General features: G+C 72.6%; 19 protein-coding genes. 8 read left to right on the plus strand and 11 right to left on the minus strand.

Annotated features, from left to right (window positions below):
• From K7B10_RS28280 to K7B10_RS28290, 3 genes are all read right to left on the minus strand, one after another.
• Window positions 1–694 (minus strand): biotin/lipoyl-containing protein (locus K7B10_RS28280; RefSeq protein ID WP_308284641.1); only part of this gene is annotated, 694 nt, incomplete at its 3' end.
• Window positions 695–751: 57 nt separating this feature from the next.
• On the minus strand, window positions 752–2140 hold the full coding sequence (gene lpdA / locus K7B10_RS28285; RefSeq protein WP_030863427.1) for a dihydrolipoyl dehydrogenase: 1389 nt from the start codon (window positions 2138–2140) through the stop codon (window positions 752–754).
• A gap of 321 nt (window positions 2141–2461) precedes the next feature.
• Window positions 2462–3991 carry a leucyl aminopeptidase gene (locus K7B10_RS28290; RefSeq protein WP_229340302.1) on the minus strand — a complete coding sequence of 510 codons (1530 nt, stop codon included), beginning with the start codon at window positions 3989–3991 and terminating at the stop codon, window positions 2462–2464.
• A gap of 346 nt (window positions 3992–4337) precedes the next feature.
• On the opposite strand from K7B10_RS28290, the gene K7B10_RS28295 reads away from it, so the two are divergent.
• The 5 genes from K7B10_RS28295 to K7B10_RS28315 all read left to right on the plus strand — a co-directional run bounded on the left by K7B10_RS28295 (window position 4338) and on the right by K7B10_RS28315 (window position 11096).
• On the plus strand, window positions 4338–6368 hold the full coding sequence (locus K7B10_RS28295; protein WP_229340304.1) for a hypothetical protein: 2031 nt from the start codon (window positions 4338–4340) through the stop codon (window positions 6366–6368).
• Window positions 6369–6475: 107 nt separating this feature from the next.
• Window positions 6476–8017 (plus strand): GT4 family glycosyltransferase PelF, encoded by a 1542-nt coding sequence (gene pelF / locus K7B10_RS28300; RefSeq protein WP_229340306.1) that lies wholly within the window; start codon window positions 6476–6478, stop codon window positions 8015–8017.
• Window positions 8014–9552, plus strand: coding sequence for a hypothetical protein (locus tag K7B10_RS28305; protein ID WP_229340308.1), 1539 nt, complete (start codon window positions 8014–8016; stop codon window positions 9550–9552). The genes pelF and K7B10_RS28305 overlap by 4 nt, the downstream gene beginning before the upstream one ends.
• 51 nt (window positions 9553–9603) lie before the next feature.
• Window positions 9604–10251, plus strand: a complete 648-nt coding sequence (locus K7B10_RS28310) for a spherulation-specific family 4 protein (RefSeq protein WP_229345469.1) — start codon at window positions 9604–9606, stop codon at window positions 10249–10251.
• On the plus strand, window positions 10248–11096 hold the full coding sequence (locus tag K7B10_RS28315; RefSeq protein WP_229340309.1) for an endo alpha-1,4 polygalactosaminidase: 849 nt from the start codon (window positions 10248–10250) through the stop codon (window positions 11094–11096). The genes K7B10_RS28310 and K7B10_RS28315 overlap by 4 nt, the downstream gene beginning before the upstream one ends.
• A gap of 51 nt (window positions 11097–11147) precedes the next feature.
• Here the strand turns inward: K7B10_RS28315 and K7B10_RS28320 are convergent, their stop codons facing one another.
• The 5 genes from K7B10_RS28320 to K7B10_RS28340 form a co-directional block, all read right to left on the minus strand.
• The gene (locus tag K7B10_RS28320) at window positions 11148–12320 is read right to left on the minus strand and encodes a sensor histidine kinase (protein ID WP_229345471.1); all 1173 of its coding nucleotides are present in this window, start codon (window positions 12318–12320) and stop codon (window positions 11148–11150) included.
• 85 nt (window positions 12321–12405) lie between these two features.
• Entirely contained in the window at window positions 12406–13140 is a 735-nt protein-coding gene (locus K7B10_RS28325; protein WP_229340311.1) for a hypothetical protein, read from the minus strand.
• Window positions 13137–15044, minus strand: coding sequence for a phosphatidylglycerol lysyltransferase domain-containing protein (locus tag K7B10_RS28330; protein ID WP_229340313.1), 1908 nt, complete (start codon window positions 15042–15044; stop codon window positions 13137–13139). The genes K7B10_RS28325 and K7B10_RS28330 overlap by 4 nt, the downstream gene beginning before the upstream one ends.
• 36 nt (window positions 15045–15080) lie before the next feature.
• Window positions 15081–16163, minus strand: coding sequence for a nicotinate-nucleotide--dimethylbenzimidazole phosphoribosyltransferase (gene cobT, locus K7B10_RS28335; RefSeq protein ID WP_229340315.1), 1083 nt, complete (start codon window positions 16161–16163; stop codon window positions 15081–15083).
• A gap of 71 nt (window positions 16164–16234) precedes the next feature.
• Entirely contained in the window at window positions 16235–17440 is a 1206-nt protein-coding gene (locus tag K7B10_RS28340; protein ID WP_229340317.1) for a bifunctional adenosylcobinamide kinase/adenosylcobinamide-phosphate guanylyltransferase, read from the minus strand.
• 115 nt (window positions 17441–17555) lie between these two features.
• Here K7B10_RS28340 and K7B10_RS28345 point away from each other — a divergent pair, with 115 nt between their 5' ends.
• Window positions 17556–17768, plus strand: a complete 213-nt coding sequence (locus K7B10_RS28345) for a hypothetical protein (RefSeq protein ID WP_030863459.1) — start codon at window positions 17556–17558, stop codon at window positions 17766–17768.
• 81 nt (window positions 17769–17849) lie between these two features.
• Here K7B10_RS28345 and K7B10_RS28350 read toward each other — a convergent pair whose 3' ends face one another.
• Both K7B10_RS28350 and K7B10_RS28355 read right to left on the minus strand, forming a co-directional pair.
• Entirely contained in the window at window positions 17850–18608 is a 759-nt protein-coding gene (locus tag K7B10_RS28350) for a class I SAM-dependent methyltransferase (protein WP_267502441.1), read from the minus strand.
• Window positions 18609–18658: 50 nt separating this feature from the next.
• Entirely contained in the window at window positions 18659–19267 is a 609-nt protein-coding gene (locus K7B10_RS28355; RefSeq protein ID WP_229340321.1) for a DUF3043 domain-containing protein, read from the minus strand.
• Window positions 19268–19527: 260 nt separating this feature from the next.
• On the opposite strand from K7B10_RS28355, the gene K7B10_RS28360 reads away from it, so the two are divergent.
• Together K7B10_RS28360 and pspAA are read left to right on the plus strand one after the other, a co-directional pair.
• A complete protein-coding gene (locus K7B10_RS28360) occupies window positions 19528–20325 on the plus strand; it encodes a PspA/IM30 family protein (protein WP_229340323.1) in 798 nt (265 codons plus the stop codon).
• A gap of 13 nt (window positions 20326–20338) precedes the next feature.
• Entirely contained in the window at window positions 20339–20617 is a 279-nt protein-coding gene (gene pspAA, locus K7B10_RS28365) for a PspA-associated protein PspAA (RefSeq protein ID WP_229340325.1), read from the plus strand.
• 130 nt (window positions 20618–20747) lie between these two features.
• Here the strand turns inward: pspAA and K7B10_RS28370 are convergent, their stop codons facing one another.
• Complete coding sequence (locus K7B10_RS28370) at window positions 20748–21518, minus strand: hypothetical protein (RefSeq protein ID WP_229340326.1); 771 nt, start codon at window positions 21516–21518, stop codon at window positions 20748–20750.
• Window positions 21519–21520: the final 2 nt, after the last annotated feature.

A 21520-nucleotide genomic window follows, 5' to 3' on the forward strand; every position in this document is an offset into this window, starting at 1 on the left:
CAGCGGCCGGGGCGGCCGCGACCGGGGCCGGGGCGGCGGCCGGAGCGGCACCGGCGGCGCCGATGACGGCCAGGACGGCGCCGACCTCGGCGGTCTCGTCCTCGTTGATCCGGATCTCCAGCAGGGTGCCGGCGACCGGGGCGGGGATCTCGGTGTCGACCTTGTCCGTGGAGACCTCGAGCAGCGGCTCGTCGGCCTCGACGGACTCGCCGACCTGCTTCAGCCAGCGGGTGACGGTGCCCTCGGTGACGCTCTCGCCCAGGGCGGGGAGAACGACGTCCGTGCCGGAGGCGGCGGGCGCAGCGGCGGCGGCCGGGGCCTCGGCGACCGGGGCCGGGGCCGCGGGGGCCTCGGCGACCGGAGCGGCGGCCGGGGCCGCGGGAGCCTCGGCGACCGGAGCGGCGGCCGGAACCTCGGCGACGACCGTCTCGGCCTCGGCGGGGGCCGGGGCGCCGGAGCCGTCGTCGATGACGGCCAGTTCGGCGCCGACCTCGACGGTCTCGTCCTCGGCGACCTTGATGGAGGCCAGGATGCCGGAGACGGGCGACGGGATCTCGGTGTCGACCTTGTCGGTCGAGACCTCGAGCAGCGGCTCGTCGGCCTCGACGCGCTCGCCCTCGGCCTTCAGCCAGCGGGTGACAGTTCCCTCGGTGACGCTCTCGCCGAGCGCCGGAAGGGTTACGGAAACCGACATGGTTTCAGTTGCTCCTTACGAAAGTGCGGAAGTGGTCGTCGCGCCCGTGACTGTGGATTAGTCGTGGGAGTGAAGCGGCTTGCCGGCCAGGGCCAGGTGGGCCTCGCCGAGCGCTTCGTTCTGGGTCGGGTGCGCGTGGATGAGCTGCGCGACCTCGGCCGGCAGAGCCTCCCAGTTGTAGATCAGCTGGGCCTCGCCGACCTGCTCGCCCATCCGGTCACCGACCATGTGGACGCCGACCACGGCACCGTCCTTGACCTGGACGAGCTTGATCTCGCCCGCGGTCTTGAGGATCTTGCTCTTGCCGTTGCCCGCCAGGTTGTACTTCAGGGCCACGACCTTGTCCGCGCCGTAGATCTCCTTGGCCTTGGCCTCGGTGATGCCGACCGAGGCGACCTCGGGGTGGCAGTACGTGACGCGCGGAACACCGTCGTAGTCGATCGGGACGGTCTTCAGACCGGCCAGCCGCTCCGCGACCAGGATGCCCTCGGCGAAGCCGACGTGCGCCAGCTGCAGGGTCGGGACGAGGTCGCCGACCGCGGAGATCGTCGGCACGTTGGTCTGCATGTACTCGTCGACCAGGACGTAGCCGCGGTCCATCGCGACGCCCTGCTCCTCGTAGCCCAGGCCCTGGGAGACCGGGCCGCGGCCGACGGCGACCAGCAGCACCTCGGCCTCGAAGGTCTTGCCGTCCGCGAGGGTGACCCGTACGCCGTTCTCGGTGTACTCGGCCTTGTCGAAGAAGGTGCCCAGGTTGAACTTGATGCCGCGCTTGCGGAACGCGCGCTCCAGCAGCTTCGAGCTGTTCTCGTCCTCGACCGGGACGAGGTGCTTGAGGCCCTCGATCACGGTGATGTCGGAGCCGAAGGACTTCCACGCCGAGGCGAACTCGACGCCGATGACGCCGCCGCCCAGGACGATCGCCGACTCGGGGACGCGGTCCAGGACCAGCGCGTGGTCCGAGGAGATGATGCGGTTGCCGTCGATCTGCAGGCCCGGCAGCGACTTCGGCACGGAGCCGGTCGCCAGCAGGACGTGGCGGCCCTGGATGCGCTGGCCGTTCACGTCGACGGAGGTCGGCGAGGAAAGGCGGCCCTCACCCTCGATGTACGTCACCTTGCGGGAGGCGACCAGGCCCTGCAGGCCCTTGTACAGGCCCGAGATGACCTCGTCCTTGTACTTCTGCACACCCGCGATGTCGATGCCCTCGAAGGTGGCCTTCACGCCGAACTGGGCGGCTTCGCGCGCCTGGTCCGCGATCTCGCCCGCGTGGAGCAGTGCCTTCGTCGGGATGCAGCCGTTGTGCAGGCAGGTGCCGCCGAGCTTGTTCTTCTCGATCAGGGCAACGTCCAGACCCAGCTGGGATGCGCGCAGAGCCGCGGCGTAACCGCCACTGCCACCGCCGAGGATCACTAGGTCGAAAACGGTGCTGGCGTCGTTCGCCACGTCACGTCCTCCATGCATGTGCGCCGGGCACCGGTCCTCTGTGACCGGGCGGCGGCTGGTAATCGGCCGCTAGTTGTTCGGCCCTGTGGTGGGGCCCTGTCCTGCCGAGAACCCATCTTCGCATTTGTCGGGGGAACGCGGGACGCCGGGCCCATGATGTGGCAGGTCGTTCTGCCCGAAGTAAGGGTTACCAGTGCGTAGAAACCTACGGATTTCGTTGTCAGTGAACATGCCTCAAGCCTTGATCGAGTGGCCGACCAAGGCTTGAGACATGTCACATGCGGTGCTGCGGGGCTACGCCGCGGCCACCTGCGGGCCGCGTCAGCCCAGGTCGCCGGTGGCCGTGCGCTCGGCCAGCCGCACCAGGGTGCGCACGGCGGAGCCGGTGCCGCCCTTGGGGGTGTAGCCGTACGGGGCGCCCTCGTGGAAGGCCGGGCCCGCGATGTCGAGGTGGGCCCAGGTGATGCCCTCGCCGACGAACTCCTGCAGGAAGAGGCCGGCCACCAGGCCGCCGCCCATGCGCTCGCCCATGTTCGCGATGTCCGCGGTGGGGGACTCCATGCCCTTGCGCAGGTCGGCGGGGAGCGGCATCGGCCAGGAGGCCTCGCCGACCTCCTCGGCGATCTCGTGGATCGAGGTGCGGAAGGCGTCGTCGTTGGCCATGATGCCGAAGGTCCGGTTGCCCAGGGCCAGCACCATGGCGCCGGTCAGGGTGGCGACGTCGACGATCGCGTCCGGGTTCTCCTCGGAGGCCTTCGTCAGGGCGTCGCCCAGGACCAGGCGGCCCTCGGCGTCGGTGTTCAGGACCTCGACGGTCTTGCCGCTGTACATGCGCAGCACGTCGCCGGGGCGGGTGGCGGAGCCGGAGGGCATGTTCTCGGCGAGCGCGAGCCAGCCGGTGACGTTGACCCGGAGGCCCAGCTTGGCCACGGCCACGACGGAGGCGAACACGGCGGCGGCGCCGGACATGTCGCACTTCATCGTCTCGTTGTGGCCGGCCGGCTTCAGGGAGATGCCGCCCGAGTCGTAGGTGATGCCCTTGCCGACGAAGGCGAGGTGCTTCTCCGCGTCGGGGTGGGTGTAGGCGATCTTCACTAGGCGCGGCGGGTTCTCGGAGCCCTTGCCGACGCCCATGATCCCGCCGTAGCCGCCCTTGGTGAGCGCCTTCTCGTCCAGGACCTGGACCTTGATCCCGTGCTCCTTGGCGGTCGCGGACGCGACGGCGGCGAAGGCCTCGGGGGTGAGGTCGTTCGGCGGGGTGTTGATCAGGTCGCGGGCGATGTTGACCTCGGTCGCGACGACCGAGGCGCGCTCGGCGGCGGCCTTGTGCCCCTTGTCGCGCGGCTTGGCGCCCAGCAGGACCGCCTCGGCGAGCGGCTGCTTCGGGCCGCCGTTCTTGCCGGCCTTCTTCTCGCCGCCCTGGTATGCGGTGAAGGCGTACGCGCCCAGCAGCGCGCCCTCGGCGACGGCCGTGACGGCGGAGGCGTCCTCCAGCGGGAGGGCGAAGGCGGCCTTCTTGGTGCCGTGGAGCGCACGCGCGGCGGCGCCGGCGGCGCGGCGCAGGGCCTCCTCGTCGTACGACTCGTCCTTCTCGGGGACGGAGCCGAGTCCGACCGCCAGCACGACCGGGACCTTCAGGCCGTCCGGCGCCGGCAGCTTGGTGGTCTCGCCTTCGGCGCCCGAGGCGCCGAGTGCGTCGAGCACGGCGGCGAGCTTTCCGTCGTACGCCTTGTCCACGGCCTCGGCGCCCGCGGCGACGACCGGGCCCTTGGGGCCCTTCGCCACGCCGACCACGAGGGCGTCGGCGCGCAGCGTCGCCGCGCCGGCAGTGCTGAGAGTCAGAGCAGTCACGGTGGTGAAGTCTCGCTTCCGTTTGTGTTGTGGGCCGAGTGGGTGGCCGGCCATCCGCAGCGATCGTATTCCGGCCCGACGGCCGCCAGAAATGAGCCTACGCGTACCGGCTGGTCCGCACGGCACTCGAAGGTTTGGCAAGTTGTTCGATCAAGACGCCGGGGGATTCACCCATCCGTGGTTTCCGCACCAGGTTTGCCCCTGAGACCTGACGAGGTCCGAGAGACTCGACCCACTCTCGCAAGGGGACGCGGGGTCCCTTTGCATGATTTCCACAGAGCCTCCTCGGCCCGGCCGACCGCCATGGGGCCGTAGTCGAGTGATGCCTGCGGGGGGAAAGGCCGAAATGGTCAACAAGAACCGGATGAACAGGGCTGCCGCCGCAATGGGGGTGGCAGCGCTGATGTCCGTGGCACTGCCGGCCGCGGCCGCGCACGCGGCCGTGACACCACCGCGCATCGACCTGAAGGTGCTCGTCGTCGACGACGGCGGCAGCTCGGTCGACGCCATCACCGCGGAGCTCCGGGACACCGGAGTGCCGTACACCCGGGTCCTCCTGGGCAGCTCCGGACGCCCGGTGATCAACGCCGCGTTCCTCGCCGACACCGTCGACGGACGGCCGCGCGCCAAGTACCAGGGCGTCGTGCTGCCGAACGAGAACCCGTTCGGCGAGGGCTCGGCCGAGATGGCCGCGCTCAGCGCGTACGAGACGACCTACGGCATCCGCCAGGTCGACGCCTACACCTGGGCCCACCCGGGCGTCGGCCTCGAGTACACCGACAACGGCGGCTACAGCGGGCAGCTCGACGGCACGCAGGCCGCCGTCACCGCCGCCGGCCAGGCCGGCCCCTTCAACTACCTGGGCGGCCAGGTCACCTTCGAGGACAACTCCGCCCTGGTCCCGGAGAGCTACGGGTTCATGGGCAAGCCGCGGGCCGGCTACACCAGCTACCTCGACGCACCGGTCGCCGGCGGACGGGCCTCGCTCGTCGGCGAGTACGCCCACGACGGGCGCAGCGAACTGGTCGTCACCTTCGGCTACAACCAGTACCAGCAGCAGTTCCGGCTGCTCGCCCGCGGCATCGTCGACTGGCTCACCCAGGGGGTCCACCTCGGCCAGGAGCGCAACTACTTCGCGGTCCACGTCGACGACGTCTTCGCCCCGGACGCCCGCTGGAGCAAGGAGCTCAACTGCACGCCCGGCGACTACGCCTGCCCGGGCGGCGAGGGCAAGGAGAGCACGATCCGGATGAGTGCCGCCGACGCCCAGTACGCGGCGCAGTGGCAGACGAGCAAGAACTTCAAACTCGACCTCCTCTTCAACGCCGGCGCCGGGGAGGAGTGGAAGGCCGAGAACGGCGGCACCGACGCCCTCACGGCACAACTGGTCGCGGACCGGGCCAAGTACCGCTGGATGAACCACACGTACTCGCACCCCTTCCTCGGCTGCGTCCAGGACACCTCCGTCGTCCCGTGGACCTGTACGAAGAACGCGGCGGGCGCCGTCAACTGGATGAGCCGGGCCGACATCTCCGCCCAGATCCGCGACAACAACAACTGGGCCGCCGCCAAGGGCATCACCACCGACCGCACCGAGCTGGTCACCGGCGAGCACTCCGGCCTCAAGACCCTGCCGCAGCAGGCCCAGGACAACCCCAACCTGGCGGGCGCCCTCGCCGACAACGGGGTCAAGTGGGCGGGCAGCGACAGCTCGCGCGAGCCCGCACAGCGCGCCGTCGGAGCCGCCCTGACCGTCCCGCGCTACCCGATGAACGTGTACTACAACACGGGCACCAACGCGGAGATGGCCGACGAGTACAACTGGATCTACACCAGCCGCGCCAACGGCGGCAGCGGGGTCTGCGAGGACAACCCCGCGACCTCCACCTGCCTCCCGGCCCCGCTCAACACCGCCACCGGCTACCTGGACTACATCGTCCCGGCCGAGGCACGGACCGCCCTGCGCCACGTCCTGGCCAACGACCCGCGTCCGCACTACGTCCACCAGTCCAACCTCGCCGAGGACCGCACCCTCTACCCGGTGCTCAACCAGGTCCTCGACACCTACCGCGCGCTCTACGCGCCCAGCGCCCCGATCGTGAACCAGAGCATGAAGGACACCGGCGTCGAGCTCAGCCGCCGGGCCGCCTGGGACAAGGCCGTCGCCAACAACCAGGTGACCGCCTACCGCATCGGCAAGGACGTCACCGTCAAGGCGCCCTCCGGAGTCGTCGCCCCGGTGACCGCTCCCACCGGCACCAAGAAGCAGCTCCTGCTGGGCACCGCCGACTTCGGCACCGCCTACGCCGGCAGCCGCTCGGCGTGGACCGCGCCCGAGCTGCTGCAGAGCGCGGTCACCCTCAAGCTGCCCAGCTGACCCCTGCACGGCCCACCACTGCCCGGCCTCGTCATCCGGCACCACCCAGCGCCGGCGCTCCGCACACGGGCGCCGGCCCCTTTTTCCGTCCTGGGGGGACACAGCACATGAGTCATGGGCGTCACGTCACCATGCTCACCGAAGGCACCTATCCGCACGTCCACGGGGGAGTCAGCACCTGGTGCGACCAACTGGTCCGCGGGATGCCGGAGGTCGACTTCAACGTCATAGCCCTGACCGGCTCCGGACGCGAGCCGGTCACGTGGGAGCTGCCCCGCAACGTCTACCGGCACACCGCCGTCCCGCTCTGGGGACCGGTGCCCGGCCGCGGCCGCGGCGCGGCCCTGCGGGGCAAGGCGCACCGCCGGTTCACGGCAGCGTACGAAACCTTCCTGCTCTCGCTGCTCGACCCTCCCCCGGCCACCGCCGGGGGTGCCCCCACCCACGGCGGCTTCTCCGAAGCCCTGCACGAACTCGCCGTCCTCGCCCGGGCCGGCCGCCTCGCCGCGGCACTGCGCTCCGAAACGGTCCTGCGCCTGCTGATGGCCGTGTGGACCCGGCCCGGCTTCCTCACCGCCGCCGCCGAGCCCACCGTCCACGACGCGCTCACCGCCACCGACCTGATCGAGCACGCGCTGCGGCCGCTGTCCGTACGGATCCCGCCGGACAGCGTCGCGCACGCGGTCAGCAGCGGTCTCGCCACCCTCCCGGCCCTCGCCGCCAAGTACCTCGACAAGGTGCCCTTCCTCCTCACCGAACACGGCATCTACCTGCGCGAGCGCTACCTCGGCTACCGCACCGCGCAGCAGCGCTGGCCCGTCAAGGCACTGCTGCTCGGCTTCTACCGGGAGCTCAACACCGAGGGCTACCGGCAGGCCGACCTCATCACCCCGTGCAACCAGTACAACCGCCGCTGGGAGGAGCGCGGCGGCGCCGCCCCCGACCGCATCCGCACGGTCTACAACGGCGTCGATCCGTACGCCTTCCCCGACGGCGGACCAGAACCCGAGGTGCCCACCCTCAGCTGGTGCGGGCGCATCGACCCGATCAAGGACCTCGAAACCCTCATCCGGGCCTACGCGTTCATGCGCGAGGAGCTGCCCGCCCTGCGGCTGCGCCTGTTCGGCCCGGTCCCGGCCGGCTGCGAGGAGTACAAGCTGCGACTGGAGGAACTCGGCGCCGAACTGGGCGTGGCCGACGGGATCTCGTACGAGGGCCGCGTCCAGCAGGTCGCGCAGGCCTACGCGGCGGGCAGCGTCGTCATGCTCTCCAGCATCAGCGAGGGCTTCCCCTTCAGCATCATCGAGGCCATGTCCTGCGGCCGCACCACCGTCTCCACCGACGTCGGCGGGGTGCGCGAGGCCGTCGGCGACACCGGGCTCGTGGTCCCGCCGCGCGAACCGGAGACCATGGCCCGCGCCACCCTCGCCCTGCTCCGCGACGACGAACGCCGGGCCGAGCTGGGCCGCCTCTCCCGCAAACGGGTCGTCGAGAAGTTCACGCTCCACCAGTCCGTGGACGGCTTCCGGCACATCTACCGCGAACTCGCCGGCCAGCCGGTCCTGCCCGTCCACGCGGGCGACGACTGGACGCAGCGGCTCGCCGACCCCTGGTACCGCGAACTCGCCGCAGACGGGAGCCTGTGGTGAGCGGATCCCTCTGGCTGCGCGTACCCGGCGGGGACACCCTCCCCGCCATCCCCCGGCCCCGCCGCGGCGGGCCGGGGGACCCCGGTCGGGCCGGCGACCCGATGGACCAACTCGCCGAGCGCCTCGACGGGTTGATCGCGGCGGCCGTGCACCCGGACGAGATCGCCGCCGTCCTCGAATCCGACGGGATGACCGACGAGCACATCCGGCTCACCTACGGCCGCCACGACTCCTTCGGCCTGGCCGAGGAGCTCTACGCCCGGGTGCCCCGGGCCTTCCCGGAACCGGAGCACGTCCCCGACCCCTGGAAGGTCTCCCTCGCCGCCTGCCTGCTGCGCGGGGTCGTCTTCGCGCTGCCCGGCCTCGCCTACGTCCTGGGCGCCCCCCTGCTGGAGGGCCCCAAGGACCGGCTCGGGCTCCCCGCAGGGACGCTGACCCTGCTCGCCGGGGCGCTCATCGGCTGGGTGTGGGACCAGACCCTGTCCCACCGCGCCTACACGTGGCTGGGCCTCGGCGACCGGGCCGCCGCCGGGCGGACCCTGCTCGTCGGGGCCCCCGCCGGGGCCCTGCTCGGCATCGCCGCCGCGCTGACCGTGCCCGGCGGGCCGCCGTTCAGTTACGCGTTCGCCGCCGGCCAGGCCCTGTACGTCGGCGCGGCCACCGTGCTGCTGGTCCTCGGCCGGGAGCGGGTGCTGCTCGCCGCGCTCGGACCGATGGCCGCGGGGGCGCTGCTCGCGCTCTTCACCGACCTGCCCGTGCCCGTACGGGTGGGGCTGCTGGTGGCGTCCCTGCTGGCCGCCTGCGCCCTCGCCGTACGGGAGCTGCCGGTGGCCCGGGGCGTCCGGGCCGGCCTGCGCCGGATCCGGGGCTGGTCCGGCCACCGGCCCGGCGAGGGTCCGGTGCGCTGGCGGATGCTGCGGGGCGCCGAGGAGGAGTACGGCCCGCGCGGACCCCGGATCGGGGACTCGGTGCCGTACGGGATGTTCGGCCTCGGCACCGGTCTGCTGGTGCTGTACGCCGCCCTGGGCGAGGTGCTCGCCGGGGGTCCCGCCGAGGCCGTCGCCGCCCCCTCGGCGGTGGCGCTCACCCTCAGCATGGGTCCCGCCGAATGGCTGCTGCACCGGTTCCGCAGCGGGAGCCTGGCCGGTCTGCGGGCGGCCCGCTCGCCCCGGCGGTTCTGGCTGCGGATGCTCGGCACGCTGGGCCGCTGCCTCGCCGCGTACCTGGTGGTGCTGCTGGCCCTCGGGCTGGCCGGCACCCTGCTCTGGCCGGGAGCCCCCGGCCTGACCGGGATCAGGGCCTCGACCCTGCTGCTGCTCGGCGCCGTGATGTGGACCGGGCTGCTGCTCCAGTCCTTCGGGGCGGTCCGGCCCGCGGCCGTGGTCTGTGCCTCGGCGGCGCTCGCCCAGAGCCTGGCGCTGCTGCTGGGGGTGGGGCAGCCGCGGCTGGTCCAGCTGGTGGTGGCGGCCGCGGCGGCGGTCGTACTGGGCGCGCTCGTCTGCCTGCTGCTGGGGCGCGCGACGGCCCACCGCTGAGTTGATCACCTCACCCCGTACCACGTGACCCCGTACAAGAAGAAGGCGCTCATGCTGCTGGTGCCCCTCTACGAGCACCCCGCCGACCGGCCCGAGGACTGGGAGCTGCTGATCCGCTCCGCCGGCCGGCTGCACTCCGTGGTCCTCAACCCGGCCAGCGGGCCGGGAGAGGCCCCCGACGAGCGGTTCGCCGCCGTCGCGCAGCGGCTGCGCGACGCCGGGGTTCCCGTCCTCGGGTACACCGACACCGACTACGGGCGGCGCCCGCACTCCGCCGTGGTGCAGGACCTGCTGCGCCACCGCGACTGGTACGGCGCCGACGGGGCCTTCCTCGACCAGGCCTCCGCCGACCCGGCGCTGCTCTCGCACTACGGGCGGCTCGGCGTCGCCGCCCGGGCCGCCGGCGCCCGGACCCTCGTCCTCAACCACGGGGTCCACCCGCACCCCGACTACGCCGGACTCGCCGATCTGCTGGTCACCTTCGAGGGACCCTGGGACGCCTACCGGGACGCCTCGGTGCCGCCGTGGACGGCAGACCACCCCGCCCAGCGGTTCTGCCACCTCGTGTACGCGGTCCCGCCGGGCGCCCCTGCGGCCGAGCTCGCCCGGCAGCGGGGGGCCGGGGTGCACTGCGCGGTCCCCGGCACCGGCGCGCACCCGTGGGGGACCCTCCCGCACGCCCTGGAGGCAGCCGGATGACCCGGTCGCCGCGCGGCACGGTCCGCGGCGGCCGCGTCCTGCCGCTGCTCCTGCTGCTCCTGCTGGCCGCCTGCACCACCGAGGCGCCGCCGGAGCCGGAGCCGGAGGACGTGGCGCCCGCCCCGGCGCCGGGGCGGCGCTGGCAGCCCGCACCGGCGGTCAGCTGGCAGTGGCAGCTCACCGGGAAACTGGACACCTCGGTGAAGGCGGCGGTGTACGACGTCGACGGGTTCAACACCACCAAGGCGCAGGTCGACGCCCTGAAGAAGGCGGGCCGGCGGACCATCTGCTACGTGTCCACCGGCGCCTGGGAGGAGTTCCGTCCCGACGCCGGAGCCTTCCCGAAGGAACTGCTCGGCGAGGGCAACGGCTGGGAGGGCGAGCGCTGGCTGGACGTCCGGCGGCTGTCCGAACTGGAGCCGCTGATGGCGAAGCGGTTCGACATGTGCCGGGAGAAGGGCTTCGACGCGGTGGAGCCGGACAACATGGACGGCTACCGCAACAGGACCGGGTTCCCGCTCACAGCGGAGGACCAGCTGGCGTACAACCGGCTGATCGCGAGGCTGGCGCACGACCGGGGCCTGGCGGTCGGGCTGAAGAACGACCTCGACCAGATCCCGCAGCTGGTGGGGGACTTCGACTTCGCCGTCAACGAGCAGTGCGCCGAGTACGAGGAGTGCGAGCGGCTCACCCCGTTCATCGCGGCGGGCAAGGCCGTCTTCCACGTCGAGTACGAGGGCCGGATCGGCCAGTGGTGCGCGCAGTCGCGGAAGCTGAAGTTCAGCTCGATGCAGAAGAGGTACGACCTGGACGCCTGGCGGCAGTACTGCGCGCCGCAGGGCTGAGGTCCGGCAGGACCGGTGCCCTGCGGCCCTGCCGTGATCCGAAAGACACCCCTACGTCATGGGGAGGACCGCGTGCACCCGGTAGCCACCGCCGAACCGGGGCCCGGCGGAGCAGGAGCCGCCCAGCGCCGTCGCCCGCTCGCGCATGCCGAGCAGCCCGTGGCCCCCGCCCCCGCCCTCGTCCTCCCCGGCCGCGGAGGCGCCCCCGTCGTCCAGCACGGTCACCTCCACAGAAGCACCGACCCGGACCACGCTGACCTCGGCCCGTACTTCCGGCCCGGCGTGCTTGCGCACGTTGGTCAGGGCCTCCTGGATCACGCGGTACGCCGCCAGGTCCACGGCGGCCGGCAGCGGATCCCCGTCCCGGCCCAGCTCGACCATCACCTTCACCGGCAGCCCGGCGTGCCGGAAGGTGCCCACCAGTTCGTCCAGGACGGCCAGCCCCGGCGCCGGTTCGGTCGGTGCCTCCGGATCGCCTGACTGCCGCAGCAGCCCGACCGTGGCCCGCAGTTCGTTCAGCGCCGAGCGGCTCGCGTCCCGCACGTGGGCCAGGGCCTCCTTGGCCTGGTCGGGACGCTTGTCCATGACGTGCGCGGCCACCCCCGCCTGCACGTTGACCAGGGCGATGTGGTGGGCCACCACGTCGTGCAGGTCACGCGCGATCCGCAGCCGCTCCTCGGCGACCCGGCGCCGGGCCTCCTCCTCGCGGGTCCGTTCGGCCCGTTCGGCCCGCTCCCGTATGGCGTCGATGAACGCCCGCCGGCTGCGCACGGCGTCGCCGGCGGCCGCGGCCATCCCGGTCCAGGCGAAGATGCCGATGTTCTCCTGCGCGTACCAGGGCAGCGGGCCGGCCAGCATGGCCACGCCCGTCAGCCCCGCCATCGTGAGCAGGGCGATGCGCCAGGTGGTGGGCCGGTCGGTACGGGAGGCCAGCGTGTACAGGGCGATCACCGTGGACATGGCGACGGGCGCCCGGGGCTCGCCGGTGGTCAGTTCCAGCAGGCACAGTCCGATCGTCACGGCGAGCACGGTGCGCGTGTGCCGGCGGCGGAACACCAGCGCGGCCGCGCCCAGCACCATCAGGAGCAGGGAGAGCGGCTCGGGGGTCTGGGTCCCGAAGGTGGGCCCGTGCGGGCCGTGGGGATCGGCGAAGGAGCCGACGACCATGGAGACGAGCGCCCCGAGCGCGAGCACGGCATCGGTGGCCAGCGGATGGGACCGCATCCAGTGCCGGGTGGGGGCGAACGGCCCGAGGTCTGTCGTCACCCCGATACGGTACGGCTTGCCCGCGGCGGGGCGGACGGGCCCGTCAGGTGCCGGGCCGCTGCGGGGGCAGCGGGGCCGCCGGGGGCGGGCGCCGGCCGAGGGGGACGCGGGAGCGCTCCGGTCCCCACTTGGCGCGGACCACGCACACGGCCATGACGGCGGCGATGGCCGCGAGGTGCTCCTTGCCGGCCAGGTTGTCCTTGACCAGCACCTCGCCGATCATCACCGCGATCACGATCGCACCGGTCAGGTACGCCCGGTACCGCCAGCACACGTAGATCGCGAGGCCGACCACCGCCGCCGAGGGCCCGGTGTCGTTGACGACCCGGTCGGACAGCGGCAGGCCGAAGGGGTGGTCGGGGCCCAGCGAGAGCCCGATCCGCGCGTACGTGGTCCCGGCGAGGGTGGCGACGTAGCCGATGACCAGCGTGCGCCACCAGCCGATGCAGATCTCCGAGATCCCGAAGACCAGCAGGATCTGGGCGAGCGCCCCCCACACGGGCAGGTCGAGGGCGGGGACGAACAGGGACAGCGGGGTGCGCAGCACGGCCAGCCACAGCGGGTCGACGGCTTTCACCGATCCGAGGTTCTGGACCGGCTGGAACCCCCAGGACGTGTTCTGGACGATCTGGAAGACCGAGGTCAGGCAGACGGCCCCCAGGGTCATCGGGGCCGCCCGCCACTTGTCGCGGACCAGGGCGTCCCGGACGGTCCAGAACAGGGGCCCCCACTCGCGGCGGGCGAACCGCCGCAGGGGGGTGGTCGTCCAAGCCGTCAACGATTGGTCTCCAGATGTTTGCGGTTCAGCCACTTCGGCAGCCCGGGAGCCTCCAGGAAGCCCTCGGCCCGGCCCGCCGCGATACCGATCCGCAGCAGGTCGGAGCTCTTCTCGAAGAGCATGAACCGCGGCTCCCAGATCGGCCGGTATTTGGCGTTGGCCCGGTAGAGGGACTCGATCTGCCACCAGCGGGAGAAGAAGCTCAGCAGCGAGCGCCACATGCGCAGCACCGGACCCGCGCCGAGCTTGGACCCCCGCTCGAAGACGGAACGGAACATCGCGAAGTTGAGCGAGACCTGTGTGACGCCGATCTCCTTGGAGCGTTCGAGGAGTTCGATGACCATGAACTCCATCAGGCCGTTCTCGGAATCGCGGTCGCGGCGCATCAGGTCCAGGGACAGGCCCTTGGGGCCCCACGGCACGAAGGACAGGACGGCGCGCAGGTCGCCGTTGCCGTCGGTGCACTCCAGCATCACGCACTGGCCGTCGCCGGGATCGCCCAGTCGGCCCAGCGCCATCGAGAAGCCGCGCTCGGTCGCGCCGTCGCGCCAGTCGTCGGCGCGGGTGAGGAGCACGTCCATCTCCTCGGAGGGGATGTCGGCGTGGCGGCGGATGCGCACGGTGTACCCGGCGCGCTTGACGCGGTTGTAGGCCTGCCGGACGGTCCGCATGGCGCGGCCCTCCAGCGTGAACTCCTCGGTCTCGACGATGGCCTCGTCGCCCAGCTCCAGCGCGTCCAGGCCGTGGCGCGCGTAGATCTGTCCGGCTTCCTCGCTCGCGCCCATGACGGCCGGCACCCAGCCGTGCTCGCGGGCCTCGGCCAGCCAGGGCTCGATGGCACCGGGCCAGGCCTCGGGGTCGCCGATCGGGTCGCCGGAGGCCAGCGAGACGCCGCCGACGACGCGGTACGTGACGGCCGCCTTGCCGGTGGGGGACCAGATGACGGACTTCTCGCGGCGCAGCGCGAAGTAGCCGAGCGAGTCGCGGTCGCCCTGCTTGGCGAGCAGCGCCCGCAGCTTCTCCTCGTCCTCCGCGGTGAGCGGGTCGACGGCGCGGCGCGAACGGAAGGCGGCGAGCAGCACGGCGATCAGGAGCAGCGTCGACATGACGTTGATCACGATGTCCACCCAGCCGGGCGTGGTGATCGCGGCGTAGTCGCGGGCGTTGGGCTCCAGGGTGATCAGCCGCATCACGCCGTACCGCCAACGGGCCAGGAAGGTGGCCTCGGCGGCGTCCGGGTCGGTGTTGGCGGCGCCGACGATCAGCGCGGCGAGCAGCGAGGTGCACAGCAGGCCGACGGCGCCGACCGCGGTGGCCAGCTTGGGGTTGGAGCGGTCGCCCTTGGCGTAGAACTCGCGGCGGCCGAGCACCAGGGCGCCGACGAAGGCCGCGGTCAGGGCCAGCGAGACCCAGTTCTGCGTGTGGTCGCGGAACTCCGGGTAGCAGAGGTTGAAGTCACCACTGGTGCACGGGGCGAAGGCCGCGGTGGCGAAGGCCAGCAGCAGCATGCCGCTGAGCACCAGGTTCAGGATCCAGGCGGCCCGCTTGCGGCGGCCCATGGTGACCGCGAGCAGCAGCGAGAACATGCCGGACGCGAAGCCCGCGGTGAGCAGGTACGGGGTGTAGAAGTCGGCGGTGTTGTGCCGGCGCAGGTCCTGGCCGAGCGAAAGCCACACCGCGCTGAGGAAGTTGACGAAGGTGACGGCGCGCAGGTACCAGACCGCGAACGCGGCGCTGCGCCGCGAGCGGGCGGATCCCCGGCCGGTCTCCCGGCCGCCCCCTTCGTCCTTCCTGTCGTCTTTCCTGCCGTTCGTGTTGCTGTCCTTGCCGGACCCCTGTGCCGCCTTGGCGGCCGGTGCGGTGGTCCGGTCGATGTCTGCGCTGGTCAAGCGGGCCTCTCCCATGAAACGCGATCATATGGGGCGCCGCCGACCGGGCGCTCAGTCCTTCGGCTGCTCCGGCTCGTCCGGCTCCTGCGCAGCCTGTTCCGGGAGCTGCGCCGCGAGTGCGGCCGCCGCCTGGACCAGGGGGAGAGCCAGCAATGCCCCGGTTCCTTCTCCCACAGTGACGCCGTGGTCGAGCACGGGGTTGAGTGCCATCCGGTCCAGGGCCTTGGTCTGGCCCGGTTCGCCGCTGGCCTGCCCGGCCAGCCACCAGTCGGGGGCGCGGAACGCCGCGCGCTGGGCGACGAGCCCGCAGGCCGCGGAAACGACCCCGTCGAGGATCACCGGAGTACGGCGCACCGCGCACTGGAGCAGGAAGCCGGTGATCGCGGCCACGTCCGCGCCGCCGACCGCCGAGAGCAGGGCCACCTGGTCGCCGAGGACCGGGCGGGCCCGGCGCAGCGCGTCGCGGATCGCCGCGCACTTGCGCATCCAGGTCAGGTCGTCGATGGGCAGCCCGCCGCGGCCGGTGACCACGGAGGCATCGGTTCCGCACAGGGCCGCGACGAGCGTCGCCGCGACCGTGGTTCCACCGACGCTCAGGTCGCCCAGGATCACGAGGTCGGTACCGGAGTCCGCCTCCTCGTCGGCGATCCGCATGCCGAGCCGCAGGGCCGCGTCGGCCTCTTCGAGCGTGAGCGCGTCCTCGACGTCGATGCGCCCGCTGCCGCGGCGCACCCGGTGGCGGACCACGTCCTCGGGCAGCAGCCCGGGCTCGCAGTCCAGACCGGCGTCCACGATCCGTACGCCGGCGCCCAGACGCCCGGCGAGGATCGACACCGGGCTGTTCCCGTCGAGCACCGAGCGCACCAGCTCGTGCGCGCCGCCGGCGGTCCGGGCGGACACCCCCGCGGCGGCGATCCCGTGGTCGGCGGCGAACAGCACGACGCGGGGCCGCTCGATCGGCCGGACGGGCACCCGACCCTGGGCGGCGGCGAGCCACTCGGCGAGCTCGTCGAGCCGCCCCAGCGCCCCGGCCGGCACGGCCAGCCGCTCACGGCGTTCCTCGGCGTCACGCCGGACGCCCCCGTCGGGGCGCTCGATCAGATCGGAGAAGTCGTCGAGATTCAGCGTGGTCATCTGCCAGAGCGTACAGCCGGTGAGGCCCTCCCCAAGTCCCGTCCCGCGACCTCGCGGGACGGGGTGCCGGGTCACTCCTTCAGGGCCACCGCCTGCCCGGCCACCACCAGCAGGACGTGCTCGCACTCGCCCGCCACCAGGCTGTTCAGGCGCCCCAGTTCGTCGCGGAAGCGCCGCCCGGAAGCGGTCGCGGGAACGATCCCCGAGCCGACCTCGTTGCTCACCGCCACCACCGTCCGGCGGGTCGCCCGCACCGCCGCCACCAGCTCCGCGATCCGCTCCCGCAGCTCCTTCTGCCCCCGCGCCGCCCAGACCGCGTCGTCCCAGGCGCCGGCCCGGTCCATCGCGTCCGTCAGCCACAGCGCCAGACAGTCGATCAGCAGCGGGGGCCCTCCCTCCACCAGCAGCGGCGCCAGCTCGCAGGTCTCCAGCGTCCGCCAGCTCGCCGGCCGCCGCTCGCGGTGCAGGCCGACCCGCGCCGCCCACTCCGCGTCGCCGTCCCGGGAGCCGCCGGTGGCCACGTACTCCACCTCGGGGAAGCAGGCCAGGCGCCGCTCCGCCTCGACGGACTTCCCCGAGCGGGCCCCGCCGAGCACCAGCGTCCGGCGCGGCAGGTCCGGCACCGCGTGGTACTCGCCGACCGTCACCGTCGTCCCGTCCGGCACAGCCCGCGCACCGGCCGCCGCGCACCGGCGCTCCAGCTCCCGGCCCGGGGGGACGTCGTGGTCCAGGTGCACCGCGATCACGTCCGTGGTCGGTCCGGCGGCGCCGCTCGCCCGCAGCCGGGCCAGCGCTTCCGGCCGGCCCAGCACGTCCGCCAGGACCATGTCGTACGGGCGCTGCCCGAGGGCTCCGTTCGTCCCCGCGGGTGCCCCGCCGGGCGGGAGGTACAGCAGCCGGCTCCCGTCCGGGCCGGTCACCTCGTACCCGGTGCCCGGCGCGTCCATCGGCACCGCCCGCACCCGGTGCCCGCTGATCACCGCGAGCTCCCGCCCGTCCGGCACCCGTCCCGCGGCCGGCAGCCCGGGGGGCAGCTCCACCGGCGGTCCGTCGTGCGGATGGGTGAGCAGGACCTGCCGTACGCCGGCCAGCGAATGCCCCGCGCGGGCGCCGGCCAGCACCGCCCCGGGGGTCAGGTCGAGCAGCAGCGCGCCGTCGACGAGCAGGGACGTCGCGGCGCGCGCCCGGGCGCCCACGGAGAGCGCGCAGGCCGCGCAGGGACAGCCGGGACGGGGCAGTCCTTCGGGTGTGCCGGTACCGAGCAGAGTGAGTTCCACAGGAAGATCCTCCCGCGTCCCCGAGACTGCTGCGCGCCCGGCTACTCTGCGGGCAGACTCAAGCAGAGATGCGTGCGGAACGCGTGCGAGCAGCGGACGAGCAACGGAGGCGGACATGGCGTGGACGTGGCGGTTCGAGACGGCCGACGGCACCGAGACCAGCCCGGCGGTCGAGCCGGAGGAGTTCACCACGCAGGGCGACGCGGAGTCGTGGATCGGCGAGGTGTGGAAGGAGCTGCTGGACGGCGGGGCCGAGACGGTGAAGCTGTCCGACGACAACGGCACCGAGCTGTACACGATGAGCCTGCGCGCGGCGCTGGACGCCTGAGCGGCAGCCTCTGACGCGAGGACGCGAGAAGCCCGGACCCCCGCGGGGTCCGGGCTTCCGTGCGTGCCGTGCCGGGGCGGGTCAGCCCCGCACGCCGCACAGGTGCAGCAGTGCGGCGACCCCGCGGTACGGATCGGTCCGCCCGGCGCGGTCCTCGGCGGCCAGCAGCCGCTCCAGCTCCTCGTCCGGGGGCAGCGTCTCACCGGCCTCGGTGCCGTCGGTGAAGACGCGCACGCCGTACCAGGTCGACAAGGGGGCGCCGATCCCGGCCAGCGTGGCCGTGAGCCCCGCCAGCCGGTCGGCCCGTACGTCCAGGCCCAGCCGGTTCGTGTAGTCGACGGTGTCGAAGGCGGCCAGCGCGGCCGACCAGTCGGCGCCCAGACCGGGCCGCATGGCGAGGGCGTCGCCGTTGCGCACCAGCAGGGACAGCAGGCCGCCGGGCGCCAGCATCCGGGCCAGCCCGGCCAGCATCGCGTCCGGTTCGGGCACGTACATCAGCACGCCGTGGCAGAGCACCACGTCGAAGCTGCCCGGCAGGAAGTGCGCGCCGGTCTCACGGCCGTCGCCCTCCAGGAGCTCGACCCGGTCCCGGATCCCGGCGGGCTCGGCCGCCAGCGCCTCCCGGGCGACGGCGAGCATCGCGGGGTCCTGTTCGAGTCCGGTGACCTTGTGCCCGGCGCGGGCGAGACGCAGCGCCTGGGTGCCCTGGCCCATGCCGACGTCGAGGACGCGCAGCCGCTGCCCGACCGGGAAGCGGTGCGCGATCTGTTCGTCGACCTGCCGGCCCACGAGTTCCTGGCGGACGGCGTTGCGCAGTCCTCCCAGTCCCTCGAGCCACAGCCTGGCGCCCGGCGCGAAGCCGTCCCCCGACGCTCCGGGCTTCCCTCCGCTCAGGGCCGTTCCCCGCGCTTGACCTGCGGCTTCGGCAGGCGCAGCCGGCGCATCTGGAGGGTGCGCATCAGGCCGTACGCCACCGCGCCGCGGCGCGGCTCGTCGGGGAAGCGCTGGGAGAGGGCCTTGTTCAGCCGGAAGCCGAGGGCCACCGAGTCGACCAGGATCAGGGCGATCACGGCGAGCCACAGCAGCAGGGCGATGTTCTGGATGGACGGCACCCGCACCATGCTCAGCACCAGGATGACCACTGCCAGCGGCAGGAACATCTCGGCGACGGAGAAGCGGGAGTCCACGTAGTCGCGGACGAACTTGCGCACGGGGCCCTTGTCGCGGGCCGGCAGATAACGCTGGTCGCCGTTGGCGAGGGCCTCGCGCTGCCTGGCCATCTCTTCGCGACGGCGCTCGCGGGCGCGCTTTGCATCCTCCTTGCGATTGCCGGTCGATGCCACGACGGCCTTGCGCTGCGACTGGGCCACAGCACGCTTCGGCGTCGGGCGGCCCTTCGGGGCCTGCGGGTCACGGGGCTGCGAGAGGTCGGCGCTCACCTTGTCGGTGGCGGCGGCCTTCTCTTCCTTGGAGGAACGGCTACCAAACACAAAACCCAAGCCTACGTGGTCGCGGCCGGGTACCCCACTCTGCCGGGGAACGATCCGGCAACGGCGCGCGTCTTCCCTGTGCAGGGTTCGTGACGCGGTCGCGCTCGGGGGAGCACCTACTCCCTACGCCTGACACGGCCGCGGTGGAGTCGTCCTGGAGGAGGAGCGCATCCGTACACGAACAGTGCGGTAATGGAGACAGGGCCCGTACTGTGGGTCCTGTCGGTGACCTGGAGCACAGTCCGTCTAGAAGGGGGCGCGCGAAGCCCATGAGCGGTGTCATGAAGCGTATGGGGATGATCTTCCGCGCGAAGGCGAACAAGGCCCTGGACCGGGCCGAGGACCCGCGCGAGACCCTCGACTACTCGTACCAGAAGCAGCTGGAGCTGCTGCAGAAGGTGCGCCGCGGCGTCGCCGACGTGGCGACCTCCCGCAAGCGCCTCGAGCTGCAGCTCAACCAGCTCCAGGGCCAGTCCGCCAAGCTGGAGGACCAGGGCCGCAAGGCCCTCGCCCTGGGCCGCGAGGACCTGGCCCGCGAGGCCCTGTCCCGGCGCGCCTCGCTGCAGCAGCAGGTCAGTGACCTGGAGGTGCAGCACCAGACCCTCCAGGGCGAGGAGGAGAAGCTGACGCTGGCCGCGCAGCGCCTGCAGGCCAAGGTGGACGCCTTCCGTACGAAGAAGGAGACCATCAAGGCGACGTACACGGCGGCGCAGGCGCAGACCCGCATCGCGGAGTCCTTCTCCGGCATCTCCGAGGAGATGAGCGACGTCGGCCTGGCCATCCAGCGGGCCGAGGACAAGACCGCCCAGCTCCAGGCCCGCGCCGGCGCGATCGACGAGCTGCTGGCCTCCGGCGCCCTCGACGACCAGAGCGGCCTCGGTTCCAAGGACGACATCCAGGCCGAGCTGGACCGCCTCTCGGGCGGTACGGACGTGGAGCTGGAGCTCCAGCGGATGAAGGCCGAGCTCGCCGGCGGGCCCTCGGCGCAGCAGCAGGCCATCGAGGGCGGTGCCCAGGGCAACGCCCAGCAGCCCTCCCAGACCCAGCACCGCTTCGACAAGCAGTAGGACGGGGTCCGTCATGATTGTCCGCATCATGGGGGAAGGTCAGCTGAAGGTGGCCGACGGCCACTTCGCCGAGCTCAACAAGCTGGACGACGAGCTGCTCGCGGAGATGGAGAGCGGTGACGAGGAGGGCTTCCGGCGCACGCTGGGCGCGCTGCTCGACGCCGTACGGCGGCTCGGCGAGCCGCTGCCGGACGAGGCCCTGGAGCCGTCCGAGCTGATCCTCCCCGCGCCGGACGCCTCGCTCGGCGAGGTCAGGGAGATGCTCCGCGACGACGGCCTGATCCCGGGCTGATCCTGGTGTGACGTGTGACGTGTGACGTGTGACGTGTGACGTGTGACGGCGCCCGGCCCGGCCCCTTCGGGGGGCCGGGCCGGGCGCCGTCCTCTCGGGGCTCGCATCTCGGCCGTCGGGCCTTCGGCCTTCAGTGCTTCGTCGGTTTCGAGACCGGTGTCCGCTCCGGGTCGGGGGTCCCGCCGATGAAGTTCTCGAACTTGCGGCGCGGGACCGCCCAGCGCCGGTCGTGGTGGAAGGCGCGCAGATTGGCCTTGGCGCGGGCCCGCGGACGTTTCGCGTAGAACCTCTTCGCGTAGGGGGAGCCGGGCCGGGCCAGCCGGATCGCCCCGATCAGCGCCAGGAAGGGGATGACCGTGCCGAAGAGGGCGGTGCGGGCCTTGCCCTTCCACAGGGCGATCAGGGCGAGGAAGAAGTTGGTGGCGGTGTTCATGATGATCAGCCCGCGGCTCTGGCGCTCCTCGGCGGTCAGGTCGTTGACGCCGAACGGCAGGAACCCGCCCAGTACCAGCGCCACCAGCGCGGCCGTCACGACCACGATCTCGACGCTCTTGCGGCCCTGCTCGCTCCAGTAGACGTCGTCGAGGTGCAGGATCAGCGCGAACTCGTCCAGCACGAGGCCCGCGCCCAGTCCGAAGATCACCGCGGAGAGCATGGCGCCGAAACCGTGCCGGCCGCTGCCGACGGCCCCGAAGCCGCCGATGACCACGAGGATGACCCCGGGAACCACGTGGTGGACGTGCACGCCGCCCGGGGTGATGTTCTTGAACGGCCCCCGGCCCGCCCGGATCATGCGCGTGATCACACGGGTGATCAGGAACGACAGGACGAACGAGAGCAGGGCGAGGAGGAGCGGGAGTTTGCCCGGCTCGACGATGTTCCGGTACCACCAGTGACCCATAC

The organism is Streptomyces flavotricini (assembly GCF_020639365.1).
Classification (GTDB): Bacteria; Actinomycetota; Actinomycetes; order Streptomycetales; family Streptomycetaceae; genus Streptomyces; species Streptomyces flavotricini.

Excerpts from the sequence above, each read along its gene's own strand:
- K7B10_RS28295 (WP_229340304.1), top strand. The coding sequence starts at position 4,338 with ATGGTCAACAAGAACCGGATGAACAGGGCTGCCGCCGCAATGGGGGTG.
- pelF (WP_229340306.1), top strand. The coding sequence starts at position 6,476 with ATGAGTCATGGGCGTCACGTCACCATGCTCACCGAAGGCACCTATCCG.
- K7B10_RS28310 (WP_229345469.1), top strand. The coding sequence starts at position 9,604 with ATGCTGCTGGTGCCCCTCTACGAGCACCCCGCCGACCGGCCCGAGGAC.
- K7B10_RS28315 (WP_229340309.1), top strand. The coding sequence starts at position 10,248 with ATGACCCGGTCGCCGCGCGGCACGGTCCGCGGCGGCCGCGTCCTGCCG.
- K7B10_RS28320 (WP_229345471.1), bottom strand. The coding sequence starts at position 12,320 with ATGCGGTCCCATCCGCTGGCCACCGATGCCGTGCTCGCGCTCGGGGCG.
- K7B10_RS28330 (WP_229340313.1), bottom strand. The coding sequence starts at position 15,044 with ATGGGAGAGGCCCGCTTGACCAGCGCAGACATCGACCGGACCACCGCA.
- cobT (WP_229340315.1), bottom strand. The coding sequence starts at position 16,163 with ATGACCACGCTGAATCTCGACGACTTCTCCGATCTGATCGAGCGCCCC.
- K7B10_RS28345 (WP_030863459.1), top strand. The coding sequence starts at position 17,556 with ATGGCGTGGACGTGGCGGTTCGAGACGGCCGACGGCACCGAGACCAGC.
- K7B10_RS28360 (WP_229340323.1), top strand. The coding sequence starts at position 19,528 with ATGAGCGGTGTCATGAAGCGTATGGGGATGATCTTCCGCGCGAAGGCG.
- pspAA (WP_229340325.1), top strand. The coding sequence starts at position 20,339 with ATGATTGTCCGCATCATGGGGGAAGGTCAGCTGAAGGTGGCCGACGGC.
- K7B10_RS28370 (WP_229340326.1), bottom strand. The coding sequence starts at position 21,518 with ATGGGTCACTGGTGGTACCGGAACATCGTCGAGCCGGGCAAACTCCCG.